Raw genomic sequence first — 23,793 nt, 5'->3', positions numbered from 1 at the left:
GAAAGGCAACCGTTTTTCCACTATAAATACTACTCGTTTTGTCCAAAACCGCTGCCGTTATTGGAGCCGGAATTGCCGGAATTGCAGCCGCTATCCGATTGGCGGTCAAGGGGTATCAGGTCAATGTGTTCGAAGCCAATGCATATCCCGGCGGTAAATTATCCGGTTTTTCGCAGGACGGTTTTCGGTTCGACGCCGGGCCGTCGCTGTTTACGATGCCGCAGCTGGTGGACGAATTGTTTCAGCTCGCCGGTCGCAATCCCAAAAACGAATTCAACTACATCCGGCTGGCGGAAACCTGCCGCTATTTCTGGGATGACCACACGCGACTAACGGCCTGGGCCGACCGCGACGCGTTTGCGAAGGAAGTCGCCACCCGACTGGGCGAACCCGCCGGGCATTTGCTGGCGCACCTGGACGACAGTGCGGCTAAATACGCGATTACCGAAAAGCTTTTTCTGCACCGTTCGCTGCATAAACTGGCAACCTGGTTCAACCGCGACGCGCTTCACGGGTATTGGAATCTGCCCAAACTGGAGGTTTTCAAAACCATGAACCGGGCCAACGAACAGCGGTTTCAGAACCCGAAACTGGTTCAGCTTTTCAACCGGTACGCGACCTACAACGGCTCCGATCCCTACCAGACGCCCGCAACGATGAACATCATTCCGCATCTGGAATACAACATCGGCGCTTTTTTCCCGAAAGACGGCATGATTGGCATCACCAATAGCCTGGTGCGGCTGGCGGAAGAACTCGGGGTGCGGTTTCTGTATAACACCCGCGTTACGGAGCTGGTAACGGAAGGAAACCGGGTGGTTGGGGTTCGGGCAGAGGGCATGGGGCATGGGGCAGAGGGCATGGGGCAGAGGGAAAAAGATGCATTGGTCACTCCCGACTCACCGCCCTCTGCCCCATGCCCGCTGCCCAACGCTTACGACGTCGTCGTTTCCAACATGGACATTGTCAGCGCATTTCGCAAGTTATTGCCGAACGCCCGGCAGCCGGAGCGGATTTTGCGGCAGCCGAAGTCCAGTTCCGGGTTGATTTATTATTGGGGAATCCGGCGCGAATTTTCGGAGTTGGGACTGCATAATATCTTTTTCAGCAGCGATTACCGCGCTGAGTTCGAGGCTATTTTTAACCGGAAAACCCTGTTGGACGACCCAACGGTTTACCTCAATATCACGTCGAAACATAAACCCGACGATGCGCCAGCGGGCTGCGAAAACTGGTTTTTGCTGATCAATGCGCCGAATAATTCCGGGCAGGATTGGGACGAACTGATTGCGAAAACCCGGCAGAACGTGATTCGAAAACTGAGCCAAAATCTGGGCGTCGAGGTGTCTTCCCTGATCGTTTGCGAATCGGTTCTGGATCCCCGTTCGATCGAAATCCGTACTTCGAGTTCGCAGGGCGCGTTGTATGGCAACAGTTCCAACAACCGGTTTGCGGCTTTTTTGCGTCACGCCAATTTTTCGCACCAGTTTCGGAATCTGTATTTTGTCGGCGGCAGCGTTCACCCGGGGGGCGGCATTCCGCTCTGTCTGCTGTCGGCCAAAATTGCAACAGACCTGATTTAACGGGTTGGCAATTCCCGTAGCTGCCGACCGAAAGACTGAAAACCGTATATTGCGGTTTTTGTACCGAAATCCGCTGGCATGGATACCTCGTACCTGATTATCATCTTCAGTTTATCGGTTCTGATTTCGTATGTTTTCGACTTATTGAGTAGTCGTTATAAAACGCCGTCGGTGATTTTGCTGCTGGCGTCGGGCATGCTGCTGCGTCAGGTCACGAATTATTTCGCGTTTCAACTGCCGTACGTCGATACCATTTTGCCCACGCTCGGCACGCTGGGCCTGATTCTGATCGTATTGGAAGGTGCGCTGGAGTTGGAACTGACGGGCGATAAACTGGGCATGATTCGGCGGGCATTCTGGGCGTCGCTTTCGTCCATTCTGGTGACCTCGCTGCTCATGGCCGCGCTGTTTTACGTGCTGATGGAAGCGTCTTTTTTCAAGTGTCTGGTGGCTGCCATGCCGTTCGCGATCATCAGCAGCGCCGTGGCTATTCCGGGAAGTAAAAACCTGAATCTGGCGAGTCGCGAGTTTGTCGTCTATGAATCCTCGCTGTCGGATATTCTGGGTGTTATGATTTTTAACTTTCTGGTTTACAACGCGTCCGGCGGTATTCTATCGATTCTGTCGTTTGCCAAAGACACGCTGATCATGGTGATTCTCTCCCTGATCTGCTGCTTTTTTCTGCTGTATTTGATCAGTAAAATCAATCATCACATCAAATTCCTGCCGATCATTTCCGTTCTTTTCCTCGTCTACGCCGTCAGCCGGATTTACCAGCTTTCTCCGCTGCTGCTGATTCTGGTTTTTGGCCTGTTTCTGAACAACACCGAACTCTTCATTCGGGGTCGGCTCGACCGGATTTTCAAGAACGATCTGTTTGAAAAAGAACTGGATCAGTTCAAAAACCTGACCGCCGAAGGGGCATTCATTGTCCGAACGTTTTTCTTCCTCTTGTTTGGGTACGCGTCCGATGTCTACACACTCATTGAACCGGATGCGTTGATTGTCAGCTTCTTGTTGCTGCTGATTTTGTACAGCGTCCGGACGGGCATTCTGCGGTTATCGTTGCCGGGCAGCATCAATCCGGTGGTTTTCATCGCCCCTCGCGGGCTGATTACGATTTTATTGTACCTCAGTATTCCGGAAAATCTCAAACTGGTTGGTTTCCGCGACGGCATTCTGATGGCCGTGGTGCTGCTAACCGCTCTCGTGATGATGGCGGGCGTCATCAGCTATAAAGAAACCGAACCGCTTTAAACGGGGCCGCCCGGCGGTTCATGGGTACGGTTTCGGTAATTCAGAAAACCGTACCACTTTCTTGTCTTCCAATACGTTAGATCGTGCTCATTTTCAAACGCTTCCCGTTCGAAACTGATGTTCCGATAAGCTTCGTAATGGTCGCGGAACTGCCAGCGCCGGACGAGGTATTCCAGCAGATACCAGACGTAAAACGGGATGACTCCTAACTCGAGTTGTTGCCGGAGGTGAATGCGTTCGTGGTGGAGCAAAACCGCATCCGGCCGTTTCGTCCGAACCAGCACAAACGGAAATAAGGCCATGCCACTCACCCACAAAAACGGCACCCGAACGACGATCATAAGCGGTTTTCGAAAAACGAAGATACCGTCTTCCGGAGAAATAGCCATCGTCGATTTATCGGAATTCGCTGAAAGTGCCCCATCTTACAGCACCAAACCGTTCACCCTTCATTTCCAGCCTTTTAACAAACTTTCACAACCAACAATTTCTGAACTATTTCCCGCTATAAAAAACATTGTATATTTGAAAATGACCGGCGAACCGGAGTTAACATATTCTACATTTTAGTAAACTATTTATGAAAAGAACCGTGCTTTATGTTGCGTTAAGCCAGTGCCTGCTCTGGTCGGCGGTGGCGCAAACGCCCAGGAAAACCGCACCCACCCGGCCCGCAGCCAAACCGGCCGCAGCGGTTTCGAAAGCCCCCGTTTCCACACCAGCCGAACAACCTGCCGCGCGCATCAAATTCACCGAATACGATCTGCCGAACGGTTTGCATGTCATTCTGCATCAGGACAATACGACACCGCTGGTGGCCGTGACGATGATGTACCACGTGGGATCGAAAAACGAACAGCCGGGCCGGTCGGGATTTGCGCACTTCTTCGAACACCTGATGTTTGAAGGGTCTGACAACATCAAGCGGGGCGAATACATGAAGATTGTCAAAGGTGCCGGTGGGCAGTTGAACGCCAATACGTCCAATGACCGGACGTTCTACTACGAACTGCTGCCTTCCAACAAGCTGGAATTGGGGTTATACATGGAATCGGAGCGGCTTTTGCACGCCCGGGTTGACGAAAAAGGTGTTGAAACCCAGCGCGAAGTCGTAAAGGAGGAACGCCGGCAACGGTACGAAAACCAGCCTTATGGGAGCTTTTTTCCGCAGGTTTTGAGCCATGCGTTCAAAGTTCACCCGTATAAATGGGCGCCCATCGGCTCGATGGAAGACCTCAATGCGGCCAAAATCGACGAGTTTCGCGATTTCTACAAGGAGTTTTATATTCCGGGTAACGCCATTCTGTCAATTGCCGGTGATATCAATCCCGAAGATGCGAAGAAGCTGATTGACAAGTATTTCGGCGAGATTCCGAAAGGAACGAAAACGCCGTATCGCCCGAATGTGAAAGAACCAGTGCAGAAAGCCGAAGTTCGGGATATTGTGTACGACAACGTTTCGCTGCCGGGCGTGTTTCAGGCCTACCACATGCCCGCGCAGGGCGATCCGGATTATTACGCGCTGGACGTTTTGCAAACCTTGCTGGCCGCGGGCGAAAGTTCCCGGATGAACAAGGAACTGGTTGATAAACAGCAAAAAGCCGTGCAAACCGGTGTGTTCCCGCTCTCGACCGAAGACCCCGGTTTATTCATCGCCATCGGGATTGCCAACATGGGCGTAAAAGCCGAAGACCTGGAAGCGGGCATGAACGCGGAGATCGAAAAAGTGAAGAAAAACCTGGTGTCCGACGCTGAATTCCAGAAGGTGAAAAACCAGATCGAAACCAATTTTGTGAACCAGAACGCGGGCGTCGCCGGTATTGCCGAGAGCCTGGCGAACTACAAAATGTACCTGGGCGACGCCAACCTGATCAATACGGAACTGGCGCGTTACAACAAAGTAACGAAAGAAGACCTGCGTCGGGTGGCCAACAAATACCTTACGAAGGAAAACCGGGTAGTTTTGTATTACCTGCCAAAGGCGATGGAGCCGAAGAAGGAAGATAAGGGGAAATAATTGAGATAAAAGAGAATAGACAAGAGAGGATAGACAAATTCACCAATTGAGAATCTCACTTCTCTGATCTCACATCTTTATTCTAAAACAAAAATGATGAAAGCAAAATATATATTGGCCGCGGGGCTGATGGCCCTCGGTCTGTCGACGCAGGCCCAAACGCTTGATCGGACCAAATTACCCGTCGATGCGCCGGCTCCGGCGATTAAAATCGGAAAACCGGTTTCCTTCACGCTCGCAAACGGACTGAAAGTATTTGTGGTCCAGAACAATAAACTGCCCCGCGTGGCCTTCAGTCTGCTGTTCGATTACCTGCCCATCCGCGAAGGCGAAAAGGCCGGTTACGTCAGCATTGCCAGTCAATTGATCAAAACCGGTACCAAAACCCGGACGAAAGACCAGATTGACGAGGCCGTGGATTTCATTGGCGGGAGTCTGAACACCACGCCGACCGGCGTTTATGCGATGTCGCTGAAAAAACACACGCCGAAAATGCTCGAAGTGATGTCGGACGTGGTGCTGAATCCGAAGTTTACGCAGGAAGAGCTGGATAAACTGAAAAAGCAGACCAAATCGGGGCTGGCGTCGCAGAAAGACAATCCGGCGGCCATTGCCACCCGCGTAAGCAGCATTCTGGTGTACGGCAAAGATCATCCGTACGGCGAACCGGATTCCGAAGAAACCGTCGACCGGATTACGCTGGACGATTGCCGGAAATTCTACGAAACCTATTACCGTCCCAACATCGGTTATCTGGCTGTAGTGGGCGATATTACGCCGGAAGAAGCGCGCCCGATGGTTGAGAAATACTTTGGCAAATGGCAACCGGGCGAAGTTCCGAAACCGACCTACGAAATGCCAAAACCGCCCGCCAAAACGACCATTGTAATGGTGGACAAGCCAAGTTCGGTGCAGTCGATGGTGTATATTACGCATCCGGTGCAGCTAAAACCGTATACGACCGAGTCGATCCAGGCCAGCCTGACGAACGACATTCTGGGCGGCAGCGGTGGCAATGCCCGTTTATTTAACAATCTGCGCGAAAAACACGGCTATACCTACGGGGCCTATTCGACCCTGACGAGCGACCGGCTGGTGGGACGATTCCGGGCCAATGCCAGCGTCCGTAACGCCGTGACCGACAGTGCAGTGGGTGAATTTATCAACGAGTTGAAAAGTATTCGGAGTTCGAAACCGTCGGCGGAAGAGTTGAAAAGTACAAAAAACACCTTTGCCGGAAATTTCATTTTTACGCTGGAAGATCCGGAAACGATTGCCGATTTCGCGATCAATACCGCCCGCTACCACCTGCCGGAGGACTTTTTCTCCAATTACCTGAAAAATGTCGATGCGGTTACCGTCGATCAGGTGGAAGCGTCGGCTAACAAATTGATCGATCCGGAACACGCTTACATTGTGGTAGTTGGGAAAGCGTCAGAAGTTGCCGACAAACTGAAGCGGTTTGGCGACATTGTCTATTATGACCTGAACGGGAATAAAGTCGAAGCTCCGGCCCCGGGTAAACTGACGACATCGGCCGTGCCTGCCGGACTTTCAGCTGATCAGGTGATCAATAAGTATCTAACGGCGATTGGCGGGAAGGATGCGATTGCCAAAATTACGGATGTGACGCAGAAAATGACGACGGAAGTGCAGGGCACCAAGGTCGATATCGAAAGCAAACAAAAGGGCATGACCAAGTTTAAGCTATCGGTGATGGCAATGGGTCAGGTGGTGCAAAAAGTTACCTCCGACGGGGTGAAAGTAAAAGAAGAAGGGGGCGGGGGCCAATCGAGAGCTTCCGTCGACGACGAAGCCAAGATTGAGATTCTGAAAAACGCCATTTTCCCTGAACTGCTGTTTGCGACGATGGGGGCAAAAACCGCCCTGGTTGGAACGGAGAAAATCAATGGCAAAGATGCCTACAAAGTTGACGTTACGCTAGGCAAGAAAACCATTTCGGAGTTTTACGACGTCGAAACCGGTCTGAAAGTACAGTATACGGCCATCGAGCAGGGCCCGCAGGGTGAAATGGCCGTCAACACCGGCCTGAGCAATTACAAGGAAGTGAACGGAGTTAAATTTCCTAACACCCTGACGCAAAACCTCGGGCCGATGACCATGAAGATGGAAACGCAGTCGCTGGTGGTGAACACGGGGCTGGACGATAAGGAGTTTACCGTGCAGTAACGGTTTGCGGGTTTGGTTTTCAGTATACGGTTTTCGGTTGGCTGACGCATTCATAAGACGTCAATCATCCGAAAACCGTCTATTTTTTATGTGAGATTGCTCTTTCTGCCCCATAATTCTATTTACATTTCCGTTCTGTCTTCAGGGAATCACTGATTTCGTAACAAAGTATTTAGGCAGATTTGCTGCGTTTTTTCAATTTCCCTGATCGGTCAGAGCATTAGATAAAAAATAAAGATGGATAATACCCTGGTACATTTATTAGAAGACAGTCTCCTGAAAGTTTGGAGTGAACGCGACGATCAGCAGCGGATGGAAATGATGAAACGGATTTATGCAGCCGACATTGTTTTTTACGAAACCGATAATGGGCCAGCCATCAAAGGCCATGAAGAAATTGATTCACTCATAAAAAAGCTGCAAAGCCAGTGGCCACCTGAATTCGTATTTACTTTGACCAAACCTGCCGTAATCAATCACGGCGTTAGTTGTGTCACCTGGACACTTGGCGTAGCTCATGCGGCACCTGCCGCCACCGGAATGGATATTGCCATTATTGAAAACGGCGTCATTAAAGAATTATATCTCTATCTGGATAGCCCTGCTAATTGATTCGGTATCAGCCGGATGCTGAAAATAGGTTTTATGCGCTATTAGAAGAAGATTTTGGCAGTGGGTATAGTAAATTGTGGCCGGGCATTACCCGTTCGAAGTTAGAGCAACTCAGCGCACCCTCTCAACAAGGAATGCCCCTGGACAGTCTGCTTGGGCAAACTGTTTTGCCTTGAGCTTGTAGAAGTAACGGAATCGAATTGACTTCGATTGCGATTACAAAAGCTTGTACAAGTAAATATTGCTATTAAAAATGGTTATGGTAACCCAATTAAAAACTCTTTCGATAGGCCCGGAAAAGAAGATATATTTACTTGATTCTGATTGCGGTACTGATTCTGTACTGGAAATAAAAGAACAATTAGGCCCTTTTTCCAGCGATATTACCTTTAAATACAGTAACGTAAGAAGTCCATTAAGTCAATTTTGGAATAATCTGGAAACGTTCTGCGTGGCTGGGTGCTGTGGAATTGACGCTTTTGACTTTTGGCCAGAAGCGATCGTTGAGGCTATCAAAGAACTTTATATTGAGACGCTCGTCAAACAGCTAGAGAGAATAAAAGAAGAAGTACTTCATAGCGAGGCCGAAATAATCGGCTTTCGTCGACTCAATCATTCTTTTGCACGAACTTCCTTTTTAGTGCTGATTGATTATTTGATAACAGAAGTCAAACAGTGGCTTTAAAATGGAACAATCGTAACACTAAAGAAATTAAAGCTAAATACGTTTGACTGTGCGTCTGCCCATCGTAGCAACCTATGGAAGAAACAAGAACTGCTTTTCGCAAACCGTATCTGATTAGTTGGCTGACTAGTCCGGCTTTCGTTTTTACAGGTCTTCTTTTTAGCCAGCGTACCTTCGATCTTCAGCTCTATGATACCTACTTCGTGATCAGCAACCCATACTTCGTGCTGGTCGGATCAGCATTTCTGTTGGCAATTGGATTCGGCTATTGGTTAGTAAGTTTGACCGGTAAAACCCTTAACCGTACTCTTACAGTAACCCATCTCTTGCTGACTATTGGTGTGCTGATTCTTGTTGAACTGCCTTTATTGGACAGCAACACGTTGGCAGGTACGAAATGGCTGGCCCTGAGTGTAGTAGTTTTTCTGGTAGGACAATGTGCCTATGGTATCAATATGGTAGTGACGCTAATGCGAAGATGAATTTCTTCGGTTATTCTGCGTTTCATACGGGTTTGATCCTTTTTCGAGAGTTATCAGATTTATACAACAGACATGGTGGAATATAAAGAGGTTCAACGAATGACACAGTGGTGGCTATGGCTACTCCTAATTGGCGTGGCTGGAATCTGGGTGTGGGGAATTATTCAACAGATGATAGTGGGCCAGCCTTTCGGGGATAAACCCGTGTCCAATGCGGGATTAGTAATCTCAAGCCTTATCCCGTTTGGCTTAATAGCCTTTTTGGGATTGGCTTCACTCAAAACAACGGTTACATCCACTAAAATAGCAATACGGTATACTCCCTTTATCAATGTACAGATAGATCGTAATGATGTCTTAAAAGCGGAAATTATTACGTATAATTTCGTAGGTTATGGCATTCGATATTCCAACCAGTATGGAACGGTTTACAACGCAAAAGGAAATAGCGGGTTACTGATTTACAAAAAAACGGGCAGCAAATTATTAATTGGAACCCAAAAACCAAAGGAGTTGAGGCAGGTTATAGCCAAATGGGGGGTACTTATTTCTTAATTTTTTCCGTTGTCGCTCGCCTGTTGTGGGTGACCGCTATCCACAGGAGCTATGGCCCGTTTCTTGGGCTTTCCAGAAGATAACTTCGCTCAGGGAAGAACAATTATTGTTCTTCCCTGAGCGAAGTAAATGATCGTACCATGAACGTAAGCAAATTGGCAGAGAGTCTCAGAATTAAATACGAGAATTACATCGAAGGGTCATTATCGCAAAATGACTATAGGTTTTGGATCGTATTTATTCTTAGTGCAGGCGTTGGATGTCTGATTTTCTACCTGTACACATTTGAATTTGAAAATTATTTTGGCATAAAGAATTCTGTAAATCTTGGAAAGATAATGGCAGCCATTTGCCTTCTAATTCCAGCCATTTCTTTACGAAGACTCCATATTGTAGTTGCTTTTATCGTACTACACCTGGCTATAAATCTTATTAGTCATCGAACCAGGTAGTTTGCTATTAGCTGAGGTTACCGACTTTGTGTCCGAAATGGAATTAACGAAGTCTGGGCTGGAAACCTCAGCGTACCGTCAGCCCACCGAAAACCGTATACCATAAACCGAAAACCGCTCACCTTCCAATCGGCCGGATGCCGGATTTGCGGACGTCGGCGACGACGATAAACCGGTAGCGGGGGTCTTTGTCGAACGATTCTTTCGAGCTTCGGTAATGCCGCTGGGCGCGCTGGCGGGCTTCGGTAAATAGTTTTTGCGAAGCTTTCAGGCGATTCGCAGATCTGATTTTTCGGAAATCCAGGTCACCAATCATCGAGGTTTCCAGACAGGCCAGATCTTTGTGTTCGGCGTCGCGGTAATAGCCCAGCACACAGTGGTCGGCCATCAGCACCAGAACCGGGTCGATGTGAATCGAGCGCAGCACCGACGCCATCAGCACCATGCCGTCGACGCAATTGGCCTGCCGGTTATTCCAGGTCTGGTCGATCGTCCGAATCCGCTGGCTGTAGAGGTTCTGTGAAACGCCCGTGCTCGAATTGGTCGAGATCGAACTGTAGCGGATGCCGCGTTTCTGAAGCGCAAACCAGATGGAAAAAACCTGATCGTCGACGCGTTTTTTGTCGCCCATCTGGTAGCCGTCGAAACCGTCCACAATATCGGTTTGCAGCGCCTGCGTCAACACCTCGTCCACCACCGGATCGTCTTCGTTGATGTAGGCCACGTACATGTAATTCAAATCCAGATCGCCGGTACCGGTTTCGTCGTCTTCCCAATAATACGGGCAGTCATTCACGGAGCGCATGGTGGCCACAACCGTCCGATGGCCCACTTTTTCGTTGTCAATATAGGTAGTAACTGTAAAATTTACCGGCGTCGGTTGCAGCAAACCGCGTAACTTTTCAAAATTCCACAGGATCCGGGGCGCAATTTCGTAGTCTTTGCCTTCTTCCCGCATCGTTCCTTCAAAAACCGTTGCTTCGCTGAAGGGCGTTGCGCCGACTTCCACCCGAACGGGTTTGTTTACGCCGGGATTATGAACCTGAATCGCCACGTTGCCGTCGCCGTCGCCCAGTTTATAGGTCTTGTTTTTGGGAGTGACCGTCGCTCGGGCCAGCAGATAGGAAGGAAAAAGTTGCTGTTCCATCCCCACCACAACCGAGATACGCTGGCGGCTTACCGGCGCGGCAGTTGCGAAGGAAGAAGACGAATGAGCGAGTACCTCAGCGGTGGTTTCCACAGCGGCCAACTGCGAAAAACCGGCTAAGGAAAACAAATAAAATACACTAAAAATTAGTGCATTACGTAATAATGTCATTTTAGGAAAAGTAGTTACGATATATTATACGGTCGGCTTTGCGAATTAACGAATTATTACCATTTTAATCAATAGGTAACAACTCGCCAGTATCAACATTTTTTTGTACTATTGTGCGGTTTTTAAAATGGTATGCGCACCGTTCTGGCTTACATCCTGCTGATTGCCACCCTACTGCCCAGTTTCAGCCAGTGGGGAACGATTGCGTATTACCACGTCAACAAAGACTACGTTGCCAGTGTCCTCTGCGAAAATCGCGCCAAACCGGAGTTGCACTGCGACGGGCAATGTTACCTGGCCAAACGCCTGAACGCCCAACAGGAACAGCAGGATAAGGCTACCACCGAACGCGTCCAGAAAACGCCGGATTTTCAGCTGTATTGCCAGATTGAGGTGCCGTTTTCATTTAAACCGGTTACCCCAAACCGCTCGGCCGATTTGCCGGATTATCTGCTGAAATCCTATTCCTCTCCACTGCTTCATTGGCTGCAACCTCCTCAGGTTTGATTTGAGATAAAAACCTGAAAGGTCTTGAAGACCTTTCAGGTGTAGAAAGTTTAGACCACTGGGTTTTGTCCAGCGGTTCATTCTTCCATTTGATCAAACCTGAACGTAATCATGACATTTTTATACCGGCTCATTGCTGCGGTTTTCGTGGTAATGACACCCTTTCGGGCGTTCGCCCAAACGAGTATACAAGGCACTATTTTCGACGCCAAAACCAAAGAGCCCCTGGCGGGCGTGACGGTTTCGTCGGATGATCATAAAACCGGTACCATTACGGATGCCAATGGTCAGTTTTCATTCCATACGGCCACCGAAAAACTGGTGATTTCGGCGGTCGGTTTTCAGTCGCAGGAACTGAAACCGTCGGATAAACCGCTGCGCATTGCGCTGGAACCCGCCGTGGAAAATCTGCAAACGATTGTCGTTACCGCCAACCGCGAAGCGCAGAAACGGACCGAAGCGCCCGTGGCCATTTCCCGGCTTTCGCCCACGTTAATTGACGAAACCAAGCCGACCTTGCTGACCGATCTGATCAACAAAACACCGGGCGTGGTGATGCTCAATTACAACAACGAGCAGCACGGCATGGGCATCCGGCAGCCGTTCGGGACCAATGCCTATTTCCTGTACCTCGAAGACGGTCTGCCGATCCGGCCGATGGGCGTGTTTAACCATAATGCGCTGATCGAAATGAACATCTTCACCATCAGTTCGGTGGAGGTTGTGAAAGGTCCGGCGTCGTCGCTGTATGGCCCGGAAGCCGTCGGGGGTGCCATCAATTTCATCACGCAGCGACCGACGGCCGTGCCGACGTTTCGGTTGGGTATTCAAGGCGATCAGTGGAATTACGGCCGCATTCAATACGGCGGGGGCGGCATGCTGACCAGGAAGCTGGGCGTTTACGCGGGCGGTTTTTTTGCCCGGCAACGCAATAGCTGGCAGACCCGTTCCGACTACGACAAGGTGTCGTTCAATGGCCGGGCCGAATACGCGTTTACCGGCCGGACGCGACTGACGGGCACGTTTTCGTACAACGATTATTATTCGCAAACCGGCGGCAGCGTCGACAGCATTGCGTTTTACAACCGGCAATATACGTCGACTTCCGATTTTACGTACCGGAAAGTACGGGCTGTTCGCTCGCGGCTGACGCTCGATCATGCCTGGAAAAACGGCTCCGAAAGCTTCGTAACGGCGTTCTATCGCGACAATTCAATTGGACAGAATCCGAGTTACGGCATCCGCTGGACGAGTGGCGCTACCAAAGCGACAGGCCAGATCAACGTCAATGCATTCACTAGTTACGGGCTGGTTGCCCAGCACAGCCAGCGGTTGCCGTTCTGGAATAGCCGGTTGCTAGCCGGATTGGTGATTGACGAATCACCAACGACCTATAATGCCTACCAGATCGATCTGGAGGCTCAGTTGCGGCCCGATAAAAAATCGGTGGAACAGTATAAGCTGGTGAAGGAACGTACTGACCTTCAATTGGCTGATTATTCCGCCGACGTTCACAACTCGGCGGTTTACGCACAACTGGACCTGAATCCGTTGCCTGCACTGCGGATTTCGCTGGGTGGGCGGTTTGACCGGATGGCGTTTGATTACGACAATTACCTGGACAAAAGCACCGGCCGGAAAGACTACAGCCGGTTTACGCCCAAAGTCGGTTTAACGTATGATCTGGGTCACGATCGGGGTTTGTACGCAAATTACAGTCAGGGTTTTTCGCCACCGGTTTTGACTTCGGTTTTTACCAAACGCGTCAACGTTCAGCCGGGCGATCCGCTGTTTTATTACAATCTGCAGCCAGCGTATTTCAATAACTACGAAGTCGGCGGTTGGGCCTCGTTCCTGAACCGGAAGGTGTACGTTGATGTGGCTTTTTATCAGATGGATGGTCGCAACGAATTGCTCAACATCCGCCTGCCCGATAACAGCACCGATTACCAGTCGGCGGGCCAGACGCTGCACCGGGGCGTTGAGTATAGTTTGACGTACCGCCCGTCGAGCCAGTGGTTTTTCCGGTTTGGTGGCACCAATTCCGTCCACCGGTTTATCGATTTTGCGCTGAGCACCCGCGCGTCGGATGCCCTGAAAAACGTGAACGGGTTCGATATGCCGCAGGCTCCGCGCTGGGTGGCCAATACCGAACTGACCTATAAACCGCGCTGGGTGAAGGGTTTCCGGATTTCGGCGGAATGGCAGCGGATCAGTTCGTGGTACCAGAATCAGGTCAATACGGTTTCGTACAACGACCGGGGCGCGTTTGGCGGGCGAGGCATCAGCGTCGTCAACCTGCGGGCCGGTTATGCGCTGAAGCGGTTTGAGGTGTTTGCCAACCTGATGAATGCCACCAACGAACTCTACGCAACCTCGGCCACGCGCGGCAACAACGCCACCGACCGGACGACCTACACGCCTGCGGCTCCGCGGACGCTGGTGGGCGGAATTCAGTACAATTTTTCTAAACAGTAACAATAATAGCGCCCCCAACCGAAAATCTTTATTTCCATGAAAAACATCCTTCTCATTGCCGCCGTCCTGTTGTTTGGATTCGCCGAACGGCCCGCCAGAGAGATCCGCCTTTCGAATCCGCAGTTTGTCGGGGCCACCCCGCGCCTGACTACCGATCACCGGAACAACCCGGTGTTGAGCTGGACGGAAAAAGAAGGCGATAAGGTTCATTTTTATTTTGCCGTATCGGAAGACGGCGGTCGGACGTTCGGCGAGAAAAACCGGGTGAATTCACCGGCGGTTTTTTCGACCCACGCCGAAGGCATGCCGAAAGTAGCGTTTAAGAAAGACGGCACGATTCTGGCCACTTTTGAAGTGTCACGTCCGACAACTGACGCCCCCCGCGCCGGAGATTTGCTGTTTGTAACCTCCTCCAACGGTGGCCAAACCTGGACCGACCCCAAAGCCGTCCACCGCGACGTGACTGCGGGCAAAGGCCACTCGTTCAGCAACTTGAACCGCTTGCCCAATGGCGAAATCGGGATTGTGTGGCTCGACGAAAAAGCCGCCAGCAAGGAAGGCCGGACCGTGAAGTTTACCCAAACCCTGGCGGGGGGCGGTTTTGGGAAGGAGGTTCTGGTGGACGACAACGCCTGCCAGTGCTGCCGGACCAACGTGTTCGTCGATGCGAAAAACCAGATTCACGTTGCCTACCGCGATTTGCTGGACGACGGCGCGCGGGACATCAGTCACGCGGTTTCGACCGACGGCGGACGGACGTTCACCAGCCCGAAAGTGGTTTTTAACGACCAGTGGAAAGTGAATGCGTGTCCGCACACCGGCCCCGACGTGGCGCAGGTTGGCAACGATCTGTTCGTAACCTGGTTTTCGGGGGGCGAAAAAATGCCTGGTATTAAACTGGCGAAGCTGGGCTCGACGCAACTGGTTTCGGGGATTGTTTCCGAGCGGACCAAGCACCCTCAGGTGGCTTCAGTCAACGGGCAACTGGTGTGGGTGTGGGATGAGTCGATGGAACTGAAAAACGCGGCTGGCGAGAGTCGGTTTATTTCGCGGATCGGCATGCGGAAGATTGTCAACGGCACGGCTTCGCCGATTACTTACCTGACACCGACGGACGTGAATGCGGTTTTCCCAGTGCTGCTGGCGACCAAAAAAGGGCTTTTAGTCGCGTATGAACAGCAGAAAAACCAGCAAAACAGCGTTATAGTAAGCAGATGGATTGAGTCATTTTAAGCAACGTTGAATTATGAAAAACTCCCTTCTTTCAGTTATGAGCGTATTCTTCTTCATATTGGTTCTGATTGCCTGCCACGATGATCCGCTGGAACCGGAATACGGTTCGGTTCAGTTGAGATTTGATAACGTGGTCGGAGCCAGTGACTTAAAACTCGATGGAACGACTTATACGAACGGCAGCGGTGAGCCTTTTTCCGTTACGAAACTGAACTACTTCGTAAGTAACATCAAGTTAAAAAAGGCGGATGGCTCGTCGTACGTAGTGCCGCAGGACAGCAGTTATTTTCTGGTAATGGAAAGCAACGCGGCCTCCCAGTCGATTTTGCTCCGTAATATTCCCGCAGATGAATATACGGGCATCGACTTTGTCGTCGGGGTGGATAGTCTGCGGAATACGATGGATATCGCAAAACGGACGGGCGCGCTGGACCCCGGCGGTCTGGCGTCGGGCATGTACTGGGACTGGAATTCGGGCTATATTTTCCTGAAACTGGAAGGCACTTCGGCCAAAGCGCCGGTTGATGCGACCGGAAGCCGTAATTTTATGTACCACATCGGCCTGTTTGGCGGGTATAAAACCAAAACCATCAATAACCTGAAAACCATTCAGTTGGCGTTCAACCCGCAAACTGCCCAGGTGGTTGTGAATGGAAAAACCAATGTTCAGATCAAGGCGGACGTACTGAAACTGTTCGACGGAGTCAAACCGCTCAGTATTGCGAAAAGCCCGGACATCATGGTGTCAGATTCCTCCCGGAACGTCGCGAATAATTACGCGACCATGTTCAGTGTCGGTACGGTTCAGGTTGATTGAACGGGGCCGCTCGGCGGTCCGTGGTTATGCGGAAATTACTTCTTTTTAGCTGGTTATTCGCCGTTCTGCTGCCGACGTTCAGTCGGTGGGGAACGATTGCCTATTTCCAGCTCAACAGGGAGTACATTGCCCGGGTGTTGTGCGAAAACCGCTCCCGGCCCGAGTTGCATTGCGACGGACAATGTTACCTCGCGAAACGGCTGAAAGCGCAGCAGGAAAAACAGGATCAGCAAACCAACGAACGGGTGCAGAACACGCCCGTTCTTCAATTGTATGCGCAGCCCCTTTTGTGGTTTGCGTTCCGGCCCAGGGTACCGGTTTTGTGCACAAAAGCCAGCTTCATTTATCAACTCCTTTCCTATTCGGCGCCTTTAGCCGATGTCATGCATCCGCCCTGTCGGTAAAGCAAAATCAACAGGCAATCGAATGACTGCTGACCGCATGGACGCGGTCAGGCGGTATGCCTTTTATCCGGTTTGTGCGGGTAAAAAGCGCTGTAGGATTTTTGTATTTTCAGATAAATCGCTGGTTACCAATGAAGAATGATATAAGTACGGTTTTAGTAATAGGTTTTCTGGTTTTGTTCAACGGGGCTTGTGAATCCAACAAACAGGCCGAAACCCATCACCACCATCACCCCGATTCGTCCGTTCAGACTGCGTTGCCGGGGCCGGTCGCTGATCTGGAAAAGGAAGTGCTGGCGGTTCACGACAGCCTGATGGACCGGATGGGCGCGTTGATGCAACTTCAGGAAGATGTTTCGTTAAAAGTGCAAAAAAACGCTGGCAAGGAGCAGGAACGCGGTTGGCAGATCATTCGGGAGTTGAAGGAAACCGATGACCGGATGACGGACTGGATGCACCAGTATAAGGGCGATACGCTGCAGCAACTGGATGAGAAAAATGGTCTGGCGTACCTGAGAAGTCAACAGTTGAAAGTGACCAGCCTGAGCCAGCGGATGCGGAACAAGATGGCCGATGCCGAAAAGTATCTGAAAGAATGAGACCAGTTGGGTAATTCGGGTAACAATTGGCATACTTTTGGAAAGGAGCAGGGAAGTCCGTCATACGTTAATTAGCGTTCGGACGTTTTAATGTAGTAAATTAGCTTTCTAAATTCGGGCGTAGAGGTAGATTGATATGACGCGTTGGCAACATGCGGGAATAGTGGCGGCAATTGTTTTCTATGGCTTCGCGATCGGCTGTCAGAACGATTCCGGGAAGGGTGACCCCGAACCGGAGCCCAAACCGGTTGAGTTTAAGGCGACGCCTTACAACTGGAAAAAACCGGCTAATTTTGAGGAACCGCATTACGATTTCACCAAAAATCCGCTCACGGTAGAAGGTGTTGCGCTGGGAAAAACGCTGTTTTACGACGGGATTCTGTCGCGCGACGGTAAAATTACCTGTGCCTTCTGCCATTCTCCCTTTGCCGGTTTTGCCCATACCGACCATCCGCTGAGCCACGGCATTAACGATAAAATTGGTACCCGCAACGTCCCCGGCATTGAGAATGTAGCCTGGAAACAGGCGTTTTTCTGGGATGGCGGCATTGTCGACCTCGACTTACTGCCCATTTCGCCGATTCAGAACCCGGTCGAAATGGGCGATTCCCTGGCGAATGTGTTGAAGAAAGTTCGGTCGAGCGGGCAGTATCCGGCGCTGTTCAAAGCGGCTTTTGGAACGGAAGAAGTAACGACCGAGCGGTTTTTGAAAGCCTTGTCGCAGTTTATGCTGACGATGGTTTCGGCCACATCCCGGTACGATAAATACATCCGGAAAGAAGCCGGTGCGACCCTGACGGACCAGGAATTGCGCGGGCTGGCCCTGTTCAAACAGAATTGTTCGGCCTGTCACGCGGGTGAGCAGTTTACCGATCAGAGTTACCGGAACAACGGATTGCGGATGCAACTCGCTAACAGCAAGGACTTTGATTTGGGACGGTATCAGATTACGCTCAATCAGAATGACTACAATAAATTCCGGGTGCCGAGCCTGCGGAACGTCGAACTGACCCCACCGTATATGCACGACGGCCGCTTCACGACGCTGGAAAAAGTGCTGGATCACTACATGAACGACGTGCAGGATACGCCCCAACTGGACCCGTTGTTGAAGAAAAACGGAAAAACCGGGTTCTCGTTTACCACCGACGAAAAGGCGGACATTGCGGCTTTCCTGCGAACCCTGACCGACAGCGATTTTATGAAAGATCGCCGTTTCCAGCCGGATTGATCGAAAAATTGGGTTTTTAATGCGAGTGCCGCAGCCGGTGAAACCGGATGTTGATGAGGTGCGTCAAAACCAGTCCTAACGAAGCCGCATACCCGAGGTATTCAAACGTTTCGCTCACCTCTTCGAGCAAAATAGCAACGGCAAAAACACTCAGAAAAAACCACAAACCGGCTTTGATGGCGGGCGTGGTGAAATGCCGGGTGGCAAAATAAACCGCCACGATGTTGACGCCAATGAAAACGTAATCGAGGCTCAGGTAGCCAAACCGCACCGTATCATTGGTCAGAAACGAGGAAGAGACCAGCAAAATGGGCGTAATCATACAATGAATAATGCACAATACCGACCCACTGATTCCGATGTAATCCGCCTTTCTGTTTAGTACCTCCAGTTTCATAGCAGCCTGTTTTTTCATTGGACAATGCAAAATAAGTGCATGGTTCCGTACTGAACAAGATTATTTGCAATTATGTTGCATTTATTTTTGCAACGTTGTTGCGAATATCTATTTTTGCCACCGGGTCGATAAAAATTGTCGACCGAAAAAGCTAAAACAGTAACAAAAATGAAGGCAATACGAACACGTCGCGGGTTGTGGATGGTAGCGCTGGTTGCGTCGATGGCGCTGGTAGCGGGTTGTAACGACAAGGCTGACGAGCCCGAACCGGCCGATGAAAATGAATTGATCACCACGGTTAACCTGAAATTTACGGAATCGGGAACCACGACAACACAGACGTTTTCGTACCGCGATACCGACGGCGATGGGGGCCAGGCCCCGACGAAATTTGACAAGATTACGCTGAAAGCCAACAAAACTTACGATCTGGCCGTGGAGTTGCTGGACGAAAGCAAAACGCCGGTGGACGATGTTTCGAAGGAAGTCGCCGAAAAAAGCAATGAGCATTTGTTTGTCTTCACGCCCAATCCGACCACGCTGGCGACGTATACTTACGGCGATAAAGACGCCAAAAACCTGCCCATTGGGTTGAAGGGAACGCTCAAAACGAACGCAGCCGGTACGGGGAAATTAAAAGTGCAACTGCGTCACCAGCCGAACGCGAAGTATGGCACACCCACACCGGGCAGCGACGACGTCAACGTGGATTTTGACCTGACGGTGCAGTGAAAATGACGATTGACAATCGACTATTGACCATTGACCATCGACCATCGACGATTGACCATAGATATAGATAGATTTACTATCTAGCGCCGACAGGTAATGGTCAATCGTCAATCGTCAATGGTCATTTCATTAATTACTCAGTTTACTCAAAACCGTATAGCTCCGGAGTTTGTCGTTCTTGGAATACGTTTCCGTTTTGATGTCGAACAGGACGTCGCTGGCGCGGTAGCTGATGGAACGGAATGTGGCCCGGATCGGGATGCCCATCGCCCGGTTGGTCATGTTGATCTCGGAATTGATCTTGTAAACGCTGAACGTACCGGCGGGCGTGGTCAGGCTTTCCTTGCTCTCGACCTGCCGGTTGACGACTTTAAAGTCCATGTCCATCATTTTGGCACCATTGTTATACGTTTCGGCAACCAGCTCGCCGTCGGGTAGTTTGCTGCCTTCACTCAGACTTTTGGGGTAAATCAGCTTATTCGCTTTCACGCGGACTTCCATGTTTTTCATGGCTTCGTTCGTGGCCAGCATCATGCCCGACAAATCGGCAATGAGCTCGTTGCCGGTGCAGGTGTAATTGACGGTCATTTCCGGAGACGCTTTGTCTTTGTCGTCGAACGACTGCACCGAAACATTAATCAAGGTGGAACCGCCTTCGGTTTTCACACTTTTGATGGTATACACCATCCGTCCGACGAGTTTGTCTTTTGCACTGAAGGACTGCATTTCGTAGCTGGTTCCCGTTTTGAATTTCATGCCCAGGCAATCCTGAGCGTTAAGGACGAATGGGGCAAGGCAGCAGATGAGTAGGAGAAACAGCGGTTTCATACTTAAGGATGGGATTCGTGTCAGCCTAAAACTACGGAGATTTTGCCGGACCAAAGCATCTAATTGAGCGAACGGATGTTATACCCACGCCATACTCACGACGCCAATCAGCATAATCAGTTTACAAAGGGAACTGAGGTAAGAAAAATCCCGCCGGGTGTCGGCCCGCACCAGCCGGTAAACCAGCCAGGCAATCGGCACCAGCAGAATCACGAACATCCAGAATAATTGCTCGTTCCGGAGCGAATGCGCAATCGAAAACAGCGAAATAATGAAGGTTGTGATGATAATGTAGAGCAATTGTTTGGTTCGGCGCAGCCCCCAGACAATCGGCAGCGTCCGGCAGCCGTAGCGGGCGTCACCTTTCACATCTTCCATGTCTTTGATGATTTCCCGGACCAGCGTGATCACGAACGAAAACAAGGCGTAAATGAGCAGCAAATCCACCTGTTGCCGGTAATAAACCGCCAGCACAATGAGCGATAAAGCCGTGAGCAAAGCCACGATGAAGTTTCCGATGAAAGGTTGCCGTTTGAATTTGGCCGAGTAAAACCAGAGTAACGTCACCGATAGCACGTTAACCACAAACACCCATTTGCTGAGGTAAAAACCGATCACCACACCCAGAAAATTCAGGGCCTGATGCAATCCCATCGCAATCTGCCGTTTCAGATACCGCCCGATGATGACCCGCTCCGGTTTGTTGACAATGTCGATCTTGATGTCAAAATAATCGTTGATAATGTAACCGGCGGCCGCAATGCAAACCGTTGAGAGTGAGAGTAAAAAGAGTTGGGGGTCCAGCAATAAACCGGTCCAGTTGTCGCGCGGGCCAATGAGCGTAACGCGCGCAAAATATTGCGTTCCGACGATGATCAGCAGGTTTTGCACCCGGATCAGCCGCAGGAAACCCAGCACGTAGACGTAGAATGGCGGATTACCCGCACGGGCCGATTGGCTCCGGACTTTTGGGGTCATAGCCGTAAAGAGATTCTATTCATCAAAGATACGGTTTCCGGGCTGAAACCGCGACCTCGGTAAAATCTTTCTCCGTCTGATCGAATCCGTGAACACAATTGATCGGAATTGATGTTATGGACATTGATTGAAGGTTTGTAGAAATGGAAAATGGCCGAAAAACCGCTCTTTTCCGTTCCGATCCTTCACATTCTCAAGCACTTTTCTGATGTATGAAAATTGGCATTGTCTGTTACCCGACCTTCGGGGGAAGTGGTGTTGTGGCGACGGAGCTGGGGAAGGCCCTGGCAAAAGCTGGACATAAAATTCACTTCATTACCTACCAGCAACCACCCCGGTTGGATTTTTTTAACGAGAACGTTTTTTACCATGAAGTAAATATACCGACCTACCCGCTGTTTCAGTTTCCACCTTACGAGACGGCGCTCGCCAGTTCGATTGTGAACGTGGTGCAGTACGAAAAGCTGGATTTGTTACACGTTCATTACGCCATTCCGCACGCGTCGGCGGCTTACATGGCCCAGATGATTTTGCGGTCGCAGGGGCGGCATATCCCGTTTGTGACCACGCTCCACGGAACCGACATCACGCTGGTGGGTAAAGATGCGTCGTATGAACCAGTGGTGACGTTCAGCATCAACGAGTCGAACGGTGTCACGGCGGTTTCGGAACATCTCCGGCAGGAAACGCTCGACCAGTTTCCGATTCGGCGGGATATTGAAGTGATTCCGAATTTTATCGACCTCGACCGGTTCAAGCGCCAGAAAAAAGACCATTTCAAGATGGCGATCTGCCCGAACGGCGAAAAACTGATCGTTCACACCTCGAATTTCCGGCGGGTGAAACGCATCGACGATGTCGTTCATATTTTTAATAAAATCAATCAGGAAATTCCCAGTAAATTACTGCTGTCGGGCGATGGCCCCGAGCGGGCGCGGATCGAAAAGCTGTGCCGCGACATGGGCATTTACGGCGACGTGCGGTTTTTAGGTAAACTCGACGCCGTCGAAGAAGTCCTGTCGGTGGCGGATTTGTTTCTGATGCCTTCCGAAAACGAGAGTTTTGGATTGGCGGCTCTGGAAGCGCTGGCCTGCGAAGTGCCGCTGATCACGTCGAACGCGGGCGGTTTGCCCGAACTGAACGTCCACGGCGTAACCGGTTTTCTGAGCAATGTCGGCGATGTAGACGATATGGTGCAAAATGCCCTCTACATTCTGGACGATGCCAATTTGCCGACCTTCAAACACAACGCGCTGGAGCGGGCGAAGGAGTTTGAAATTTCCCGCATTCTGCCCCGGTATGAAGCCTATTACGAAAAAGTGATCCTGGAAAGCCAGGCGCTGGTTTTGTAACTGAAGTTTAGGGTTTATACTGTAGGACTTTCGCTTTCTGCCCCTAAATCCCCTAAAGGGGACTTGGACAAAAAACATCCGGATTTAAGAAGTCCCCTTTAGGGGATTTAGGGGCAGAAAACGAAAGAATGAGAGTTATCAGACATAAGTACTGTACTTGTTGAAAATCAGGATAGCAGCTTCAAAGCTAAACGATAAACCGGAAACGATAAACTGACTTTTAGCTGACAAGTATTACCTTTGCAACAAATCAAGAACGTATGAAATTCGGTGTAGTAGTATTTCCCGGCTCCAATTGTGACGACGACGCGGTTGACGCGCTGCGTGACCAACTGAAGCAGAATGTCGTTAAACTCTGGCACAAAGACCACGATCTTCAGGGTTGCGATTTCATCATTCTGCCCGGCGGTTTTTCCTATGGTGATTACCTGCGCACAGGCGCTGTCGCCCGGTTTTCGCCCATTATGAATGAGGTGATCAAACACGCTGAGCGGGGCGGTTACCTGATGGGAATCTGTAACGGTTTCCAGATTCTGGCCGAAGCACGGCTGGTTCCGGGCGTTCTGCTGCGGAACACCAACCAGAAATACGTCTGCAAGAACATCTACCTCCGTCCGCAGTCGAAAAGCGTTTTGCTGACGGCCGGACTGGACGAGAAAGCCTATAAAATCCCCATTGCCCACGGCGAGGGCCGGTATTTTGTCGATGCCGATACGCTGAATGAGCTGAACGACAACGACCAGATCATTTTCCGCTATTGCGACGAAGCCGGTAACATCACCGACGAAGCCAATCCGAACGGCAGTCTGGACAATATCGCGGGCGTGTCGAACGAGCGCAAAAACGTGTTCGGCCTGATGCCCCACCCCGAACGGGCCGCCGATCCGCTGTTGGGCAATACCGACGGTCGGCTGATCCTGGAGCAGTTGCTGAATACGGTTTTGGTGTAAAGCCAACATCTGATAATTGAATATGGGAAGCCGGCCATTGTGACCGGCTTTTTTGTTTTGGAGCCATTAGGAAACCGAGTTTTATCTAGTTGACAAAACATGGGAAATTTTGATGTGACTTTTTGAGCAAATCAAC

23 protein-coding genes are annotated in these 23,793 nt (G+C 50.5%); 18 read left to right on the top strand and 5 right to left on the bottom strand.

The genetic code is table 11. The features are described from left to right. Window positions 1-38: 38 nt before the first annotated feature. Both GJJ30_RS01765 and GJJ30_RS01760 read left to right on the top strand, forming a co-directional pair. Entirely contained in the window at window positions 39-1,583 is a 1,545-nt protein-coding gene (locus GJJ30_RS01765) for a phytoene desaturase family protein (protein ID WP_154172522.1), read from the top strand. Between the two features lie 78 nt (window positions 1,584-1,661). Continuing rightward, complete coding sequence (locus GJJ30_RS01760; RefSeq protein WP_154172520.1) at window positions 1,662-2,840, top strand: cation:proton antiporter; 1,179 nt, start codon at window positions 1,662-1,664, stop codon at window positions 2,838-2,840. Here GJJ30_RS01760 and GJJ30_RS01755 read toward each other — a convergent pair. After that, window positions 2,837-3,229 (bottom strand): hypothetical protein, encoded by a 393-nt coding sequence (locus GJJ30_RS01755; protein WP_229312896.1) that lies wholly within the window; start codon window positions 3,227-3,229, stop codon window positions 2,837-2,839. The genes GJJ30_RS01760 and GJJ30_RS01755 overlap by 4 nt on opposite strands. Before the next feature lie 191 nt (window positions 3,230-3,420). Between GJJ30_RS01755 and GJJ30_RS01750 the strand changes: the two genes are divergently transcribed. The 6 genes from GJJ30_RS01750 (at window position 3,421) to GJJ30_RS01725 (ending at window position 9,381) form a co-directional block, all read left to right on the top strand. Next, window positions 3,421-4,857: a M16 family metallopeptidase gene (locus tag GJJ30_RS01750; protein ID WP_154172518.1), complete on the top strand. Its 1,437-nt coding sequence runs from the start codon at window positions 3,421-3,423 to the stop codon at window positions 4,855-4,857. 93 nt (window positions 4,858-4,950) lie between these two features. Continuing rightward, the gene (locus GJJ30_RS01745) at window positions 4,951-7,047 is read left to right on the top strand and encodes a M16 family metallopeptidase (protein ID WP_154172516.1); all 2,097 of its coding nucleotides are present in this window, start codon (window positions 4,951-4,953) and stop codon (window positions 7,045-7,047) included. A gap of 237 nt (window positions 7,048-7,284) precedes the next feature. Next, window positions 7,285-7,659, top strand: a complete 375-nt coding sequence (locus tag GJJ30_RS01740; protein ID WP_154172514.1) for a nuclear transport factor 2 family protein — start codon at window positions 7,285-7,287, stop codon at window positions 7,657-7,659. A 259-nt stretch (window positions 7,660-7,918) separates the two neighbouring features. Continuing rightward, complete coding sequence (locus GJJ30_RS01735) at window positions 7,919-8,344, top strand: DUF6331 family protein (RefSeq protein ID WP_154172512.1); 426 nt, start codon at window positions 7,919-7,921, stop codon at window positions 8,342-8,344. A 74-nt stretch (window positions 8,345-8,418) separates the two neighbouring features. Beyond that, window positions 8,419-8,826 carry a hypothetical protein gene (locus GJJ30_RS01730; RefSeq protein ID WP_154172510.1) on the top strand — a complete coding sequence of 136 codons (408 nt, stop codon included), beginning with the start codon at window positions 8,419-8,421 and terminating at the stop codon, window positions 8,824-8,826. A 72-nt stretch (window positions 8,827-8,898) separates the two neighbouring features. Continuing rightward, window positions 8,899-9,381 (top strand): hypothetical protein, encoded by a 483-nt coding sequence (locus GJJ30_RS01725; RefSeq protein WP_154172508.1) that lies wholly within the window; start codon window positions 8,899-8,901, stop codon window positions 9,379-9,381. 570 nt (window positions 9,382-9,951) lie between these two features. Here the strand turns inward: GJJ30_RS01725 and GJJ30_RS01720 are convergent. Beyond that, on the bottom strand, window positions 9,952-11,151 hold the full coding sequence (locus GJJ30_RS01720) for a hypothetical protein (protein ID WP_154172506.1): 1,200 nt from the start codon (window positions 11,149-11,151) through the stop codon (window positions 9,952-9,954). Window positions 11,152-11,283: 132 nt separating this feature from the next. Between GJJ30_RS01720 and GJJ30_RS01715 the strand changes: the two genes are divergently transcribed. The 7 genes from GJJ30_RS01715 (at window position 11,284) to GJJ30_RS01685 (ending at window position 18,420) form a co-directional block, all read left to right on the top strand. Continuing rightward, a complete protein-coding gene (locus GJJ30_RS01715) occupies window positions 11,284-11,658 on the top strand; it encodes a hypothetical protein (protein WP_154172504.1) in 375 nt (124 codons plus the stop codon). Window positions 11,659-11,769: 111 nt separating this feature from the next. Continuing rightward, entirely contained in the window at window positions 11,770-14,136 is a 2,367-nt protein-coding gene (locus GJJ30_RS01710; protein ID WP_154172502.1) for a TonB-dependent receptor, read from the top strand. A 36-nt stretch (window positions 14,137-14,172) separates the two neighbouring features. Continuing rightward, window positions 14,173-15,369, top strand: a complete 1,197-nt coding sequence (locus GJJ30_RS01705) for a sialidase family protein (protein ID WP_154172500.1) — start codon at window positions 14,173-14,175, stop codon at window positions 15,367-15,369. A 37-nt stretch (window positions 15,370-15,406) separates the two neighbouring features. Then, a complete protein-coding gene (locus GJJ30_RS01700; RefSeq protein ID WP_229312894.1) occupies window positions 15,407-16,186 on the top strand; it encodes an MbnP family protein in 780 nt (259 codons plus the stop codon). 26 nt (window positions 16,187-16,212) lie between these two features. Next, on the top strand, window positions 16,213-16,590 hold the full coding sequence (locus GJJ30_RS01695) for a hypothetical protein (protein ID WP_154172496.1): 378 nt from the start codon (window positions 16,213-16,215) through the stop codon (window positions 16,588-16,590). A gap of 131 nt (window positions 16,591-16,721) precedes the next feature. Beyond that, window positions 16,722-17,189: an HAD family hydrolase gene (locus tag GJJ30_RS01690; RefSeq protein ID WP_154172494.1), complete on the top strand. Its 468-nt coding sequence runs from the start codon at window positions 16,722-16,724 to the stop codon at window positions 17,187-17,189. Between the two features lie 136 nt (window positions 17,190-17,325). Continuing rightward, entirely contained in the window at window positions 17,326-18,420 is a 1,095-nt protein-coding gene (locus tag GJJ30_RS01685) for a cytochrome-c peroxidase (protein WP_154172492.1), read from the top strand. 16 nt (window positions 18,421-18,436) lie between these two features. Here the strand turns inward: GJJ30_RS01685 and GJJ30_RS01680 are convergent, their stop codons facing one another. Continuing rightward, entirely contained in the window at window positions 18,437-18,817 is a 381-nt protein-coding gene (locus GJJ30_RS01680; protein ID WP_154173450.1) for a MerC domain-containing protein, read from the bottom strand. Window positions 18,818-18,985: 168 nt separating this feature from the next. On the opposite strand from GJJ30_RS01680, the gene GJJ30_RS01675 reads away from it, so the two are divergent. After that, window positions 18,986-19,549, top strand: coding sequence for a hypothetical protein (locus GJJ30_RS01675; RefSeq protein ID WP_154172486.1), 564 nt, complete (start codon window positions 18,986-18,988; stop codon window positions 19,547-19,549). Window positions 19,550-19,678: 129 nt separating this feature from the next. Here the strand turns inward: GJJ30_RS01675 and GJJ30_RS01670 are convergent, their stop codons facing one another. Together GJJ30_RS01670 and GJJ30_RS01665 are read right to left on the bottom strand one after the other, a co-directional pair. Then, a complete protein-coding gene (locus GJJ30_RS01670; protein WP_154172484.1) occupies window positions 19,679-20,377 on the bottom strand; it encodes a TapB family protein in 699 nt (232 codons plus the stop codon). Between the two features lie 78 nt (window positions 20,378-20,455). Then, window positions 20,456-21,355 (bottom strand): geranylgeranylglycerol-phosphate geranylgeranyltransferase, encoded by a 900-nt coding sequence (locus GJJ30_RS01665; RefSeq protein WP_154172482.1) that lies wholly within the window; start codon window positions 21,353-21,355, stop codon window positions 20,456-20,458. A 212-nt stretch (window positions 21,356-21,567) separates the two neighbouring features. Between GJJ30_RS01665 and bshA the strand changes: the two genes are divergently transcribed. After that, window positions 21,568-22,707 carry an N-acetyl-alpha-D-glucosaminyl L-malate synthase BshA gene (gene bshA / locus GJJ30_RS01660; protein ID WP_154172480.1) on the top strand — a complete coding sequence of 380 codons (1,140 nt, stop codon included), beginning with the start codon at window positions 21,568-21,570 and terminating at the stop codon, window positions 22,705-22,707. 260 nt (window positions 22,708-22,967) lie between these two features. Next, window positions 22,968-23,657: a phosphoribosylformylglycinamidine synthase subunit PurQ gene (purQ, locus tag GJJ30_RS01655; RefSeq protein WP_124875393.1), complete on the top strand. Its 690-nt coding sequence runs from the start codon at window positions 22,968-22,970 to the stop codon at window positions 23,655-23,657. Window positions 23,658-23,793: the final 136 nt, after the last annotated feature.

The sequence above is a fragment of the Larkinella terrae genome (assembly GCF_009668025.1).
In the GTDB taxonomy this organism is placed as follows: Bacteria; Bacteroidota; Bacteroidia; order Cytophagales; family Spirosomataceae; genus Larkinella; species Larkinella terrae.
Note: the sequence above shows the minus strand (reverse complement) of the source record. Positions and strands in the feature narration are given on the sequence as shown.

Bases quoted from the DNA above. Each gene is read 5' to 3' on its own strand.
- GJJ30_RS01760 (WP_154172520.1), top strand. From the start codon at position 1,662: ATGGATACCTCGTACCTGATTATCATCTTCAGTTTATCGGTTCTGATT.
- GJJ30_RS01755 (WP_229312896.1), bottom strand. From the start codon at position 3,229: ATGGCTATTTCTCCGGAAGACGGTATCTTCGTTTTTCGAAAACCGCTT.
- GJJ30_RS01750 (WP_154172518.1), top strand. From the start codon at position 3,421: ATGAAAAGAACCGTGCTTTATGTTGCGTTAAGCCAGTGCCTGCTCTGG.
- GJJ30_RS01745 (WP_154172516.1), top strand. From the start codon at position 4,951: ATGATGAAAGCAAAATATATATTGGCCGCGGGGCTGATGGCCCTCGGT.
- GJJ30_RS01740 (WP_154172514.1), top strand. From the start codon at position 7,285: ATGGATAATACCCTGGTACATTTATTAGAAGACAGTCTCCTGAAAGTT.
- GJJ30_RS01735 (WP_154172512.1), top strand. From the start codon at position 7,919: ATGGTAACCCAATTAAAAACTCTTTCGATAGGCCCGGAAAAGAAGATA.
- GJJ30_RS01730 (WP_154172510.1), top strand. From the start codon at position 8,419: ATGGAAGAAACAAGAACTGCTTTTCGCAAACCGTATCTGATTAGTTGG.
- GJJ30_RS01725 (WP_154172508.1), top strand. From the start codon at position 8,899: ATGGTGGAATATAAAGAGGTTCAACGAATGACACAGTGGTGGCTATGG.
- GJJ30_RS01720 (WP_154172506.1), bottom strand. From the start codon at position 11,151: ATGACATTATTACGTAATGCACTAATTTTTAGTGTATTTTATTTGTTT.
- GJJ30_RS01715 (WP_154172504.1), top strand. From the start codon at position 11,284: ATGCGCACCGTTCTGGCTTACATCCTGCTGATTGCCACCCTACTGCCC.
- GJJ30_RS01710 (WP_154172502.1), top strand. From the start codon at position 11,770: ATGACATTTTTATACCGGCTCATTGCTGCGGTTTTCGTGGTAATGACA.
- GJJ30_RS01705 (WP_154172500.1), top strand. From the start codon at position 14,173: ATGAAAAACATCCTTCTCATTGCCGCCGTCCTGTTGTTTGGATTCGCC.
- GJJ30_RS01700 (WP_229312894.1), top strand. From the start codon at position 15,407: ATGAGCGTATTCTTCTTCATATTGGTTCTGATTGCCTGCCACGATGAT.
- GJJ30_RS01695 (WP_154172496.1), top strand. From the start codon at position 16,213: ATGCGGAAATTACTTCTTTTTAGCTGGTTATTCGCCGTTCTGCTGCCG.
- GJJ30_RS01690 (WP_154172494.1), top strand. From the start codon at position 16,722: ATGAAGAATGATATAAGTACGGTTTTAGTAATAGGTTTTCTGGTTTTG.
- GJJ30_RS01685 (WP_154172492.1), top strand. From the start codon at position 17,326: ATGACGCGTTGGCAACATGCGGGAATAGTGGCGGCAATTGTTTTCTAT.
- GJJ30_RS01680 (WP_154173450.1), bottom strand. From the start codon at position 18,817: ATGAAACTGGAGGTACTAAACAGAAAGGCGGATTACATCGGAATCAGT.
- GJJ30_RS01675 (WP_154172486.1), top strand. From the start codon at position 18,986: ATGAAGGCAATACGAACACGTCGCGGGTTGTGGATGGTAGCGCTGGTT.
- GJJ30_RS01670 (WP_154172484.1), bottom strand. From the start codon at position 20,377: ATGAAACCGCTGTTTCTCCTACTCATCTGCTGCCTTGCCCCATTCGTC.
- GJJ30_RS01665 (WP_154172482.1), bottom strand. From the start codon at position 21,355: ATGACCCCAAAAGTCCGGAGCCAATCGGCCCGTGCGGGTAATCCGCCA.
- bshA (WP_154172480.1), top strand. From the start codon at position 21,568: ATGAAAATTGGCATTGTCTGTTACCCGACCTTCGGGGGAAGTGGTGTT.
- purQ (WP_124875393.1), top strand. From the start codon at position 22,968: ATGAAATTCGGTGTAGTAGTATTTCCCGGCTCCAATTGTGACGACGAC.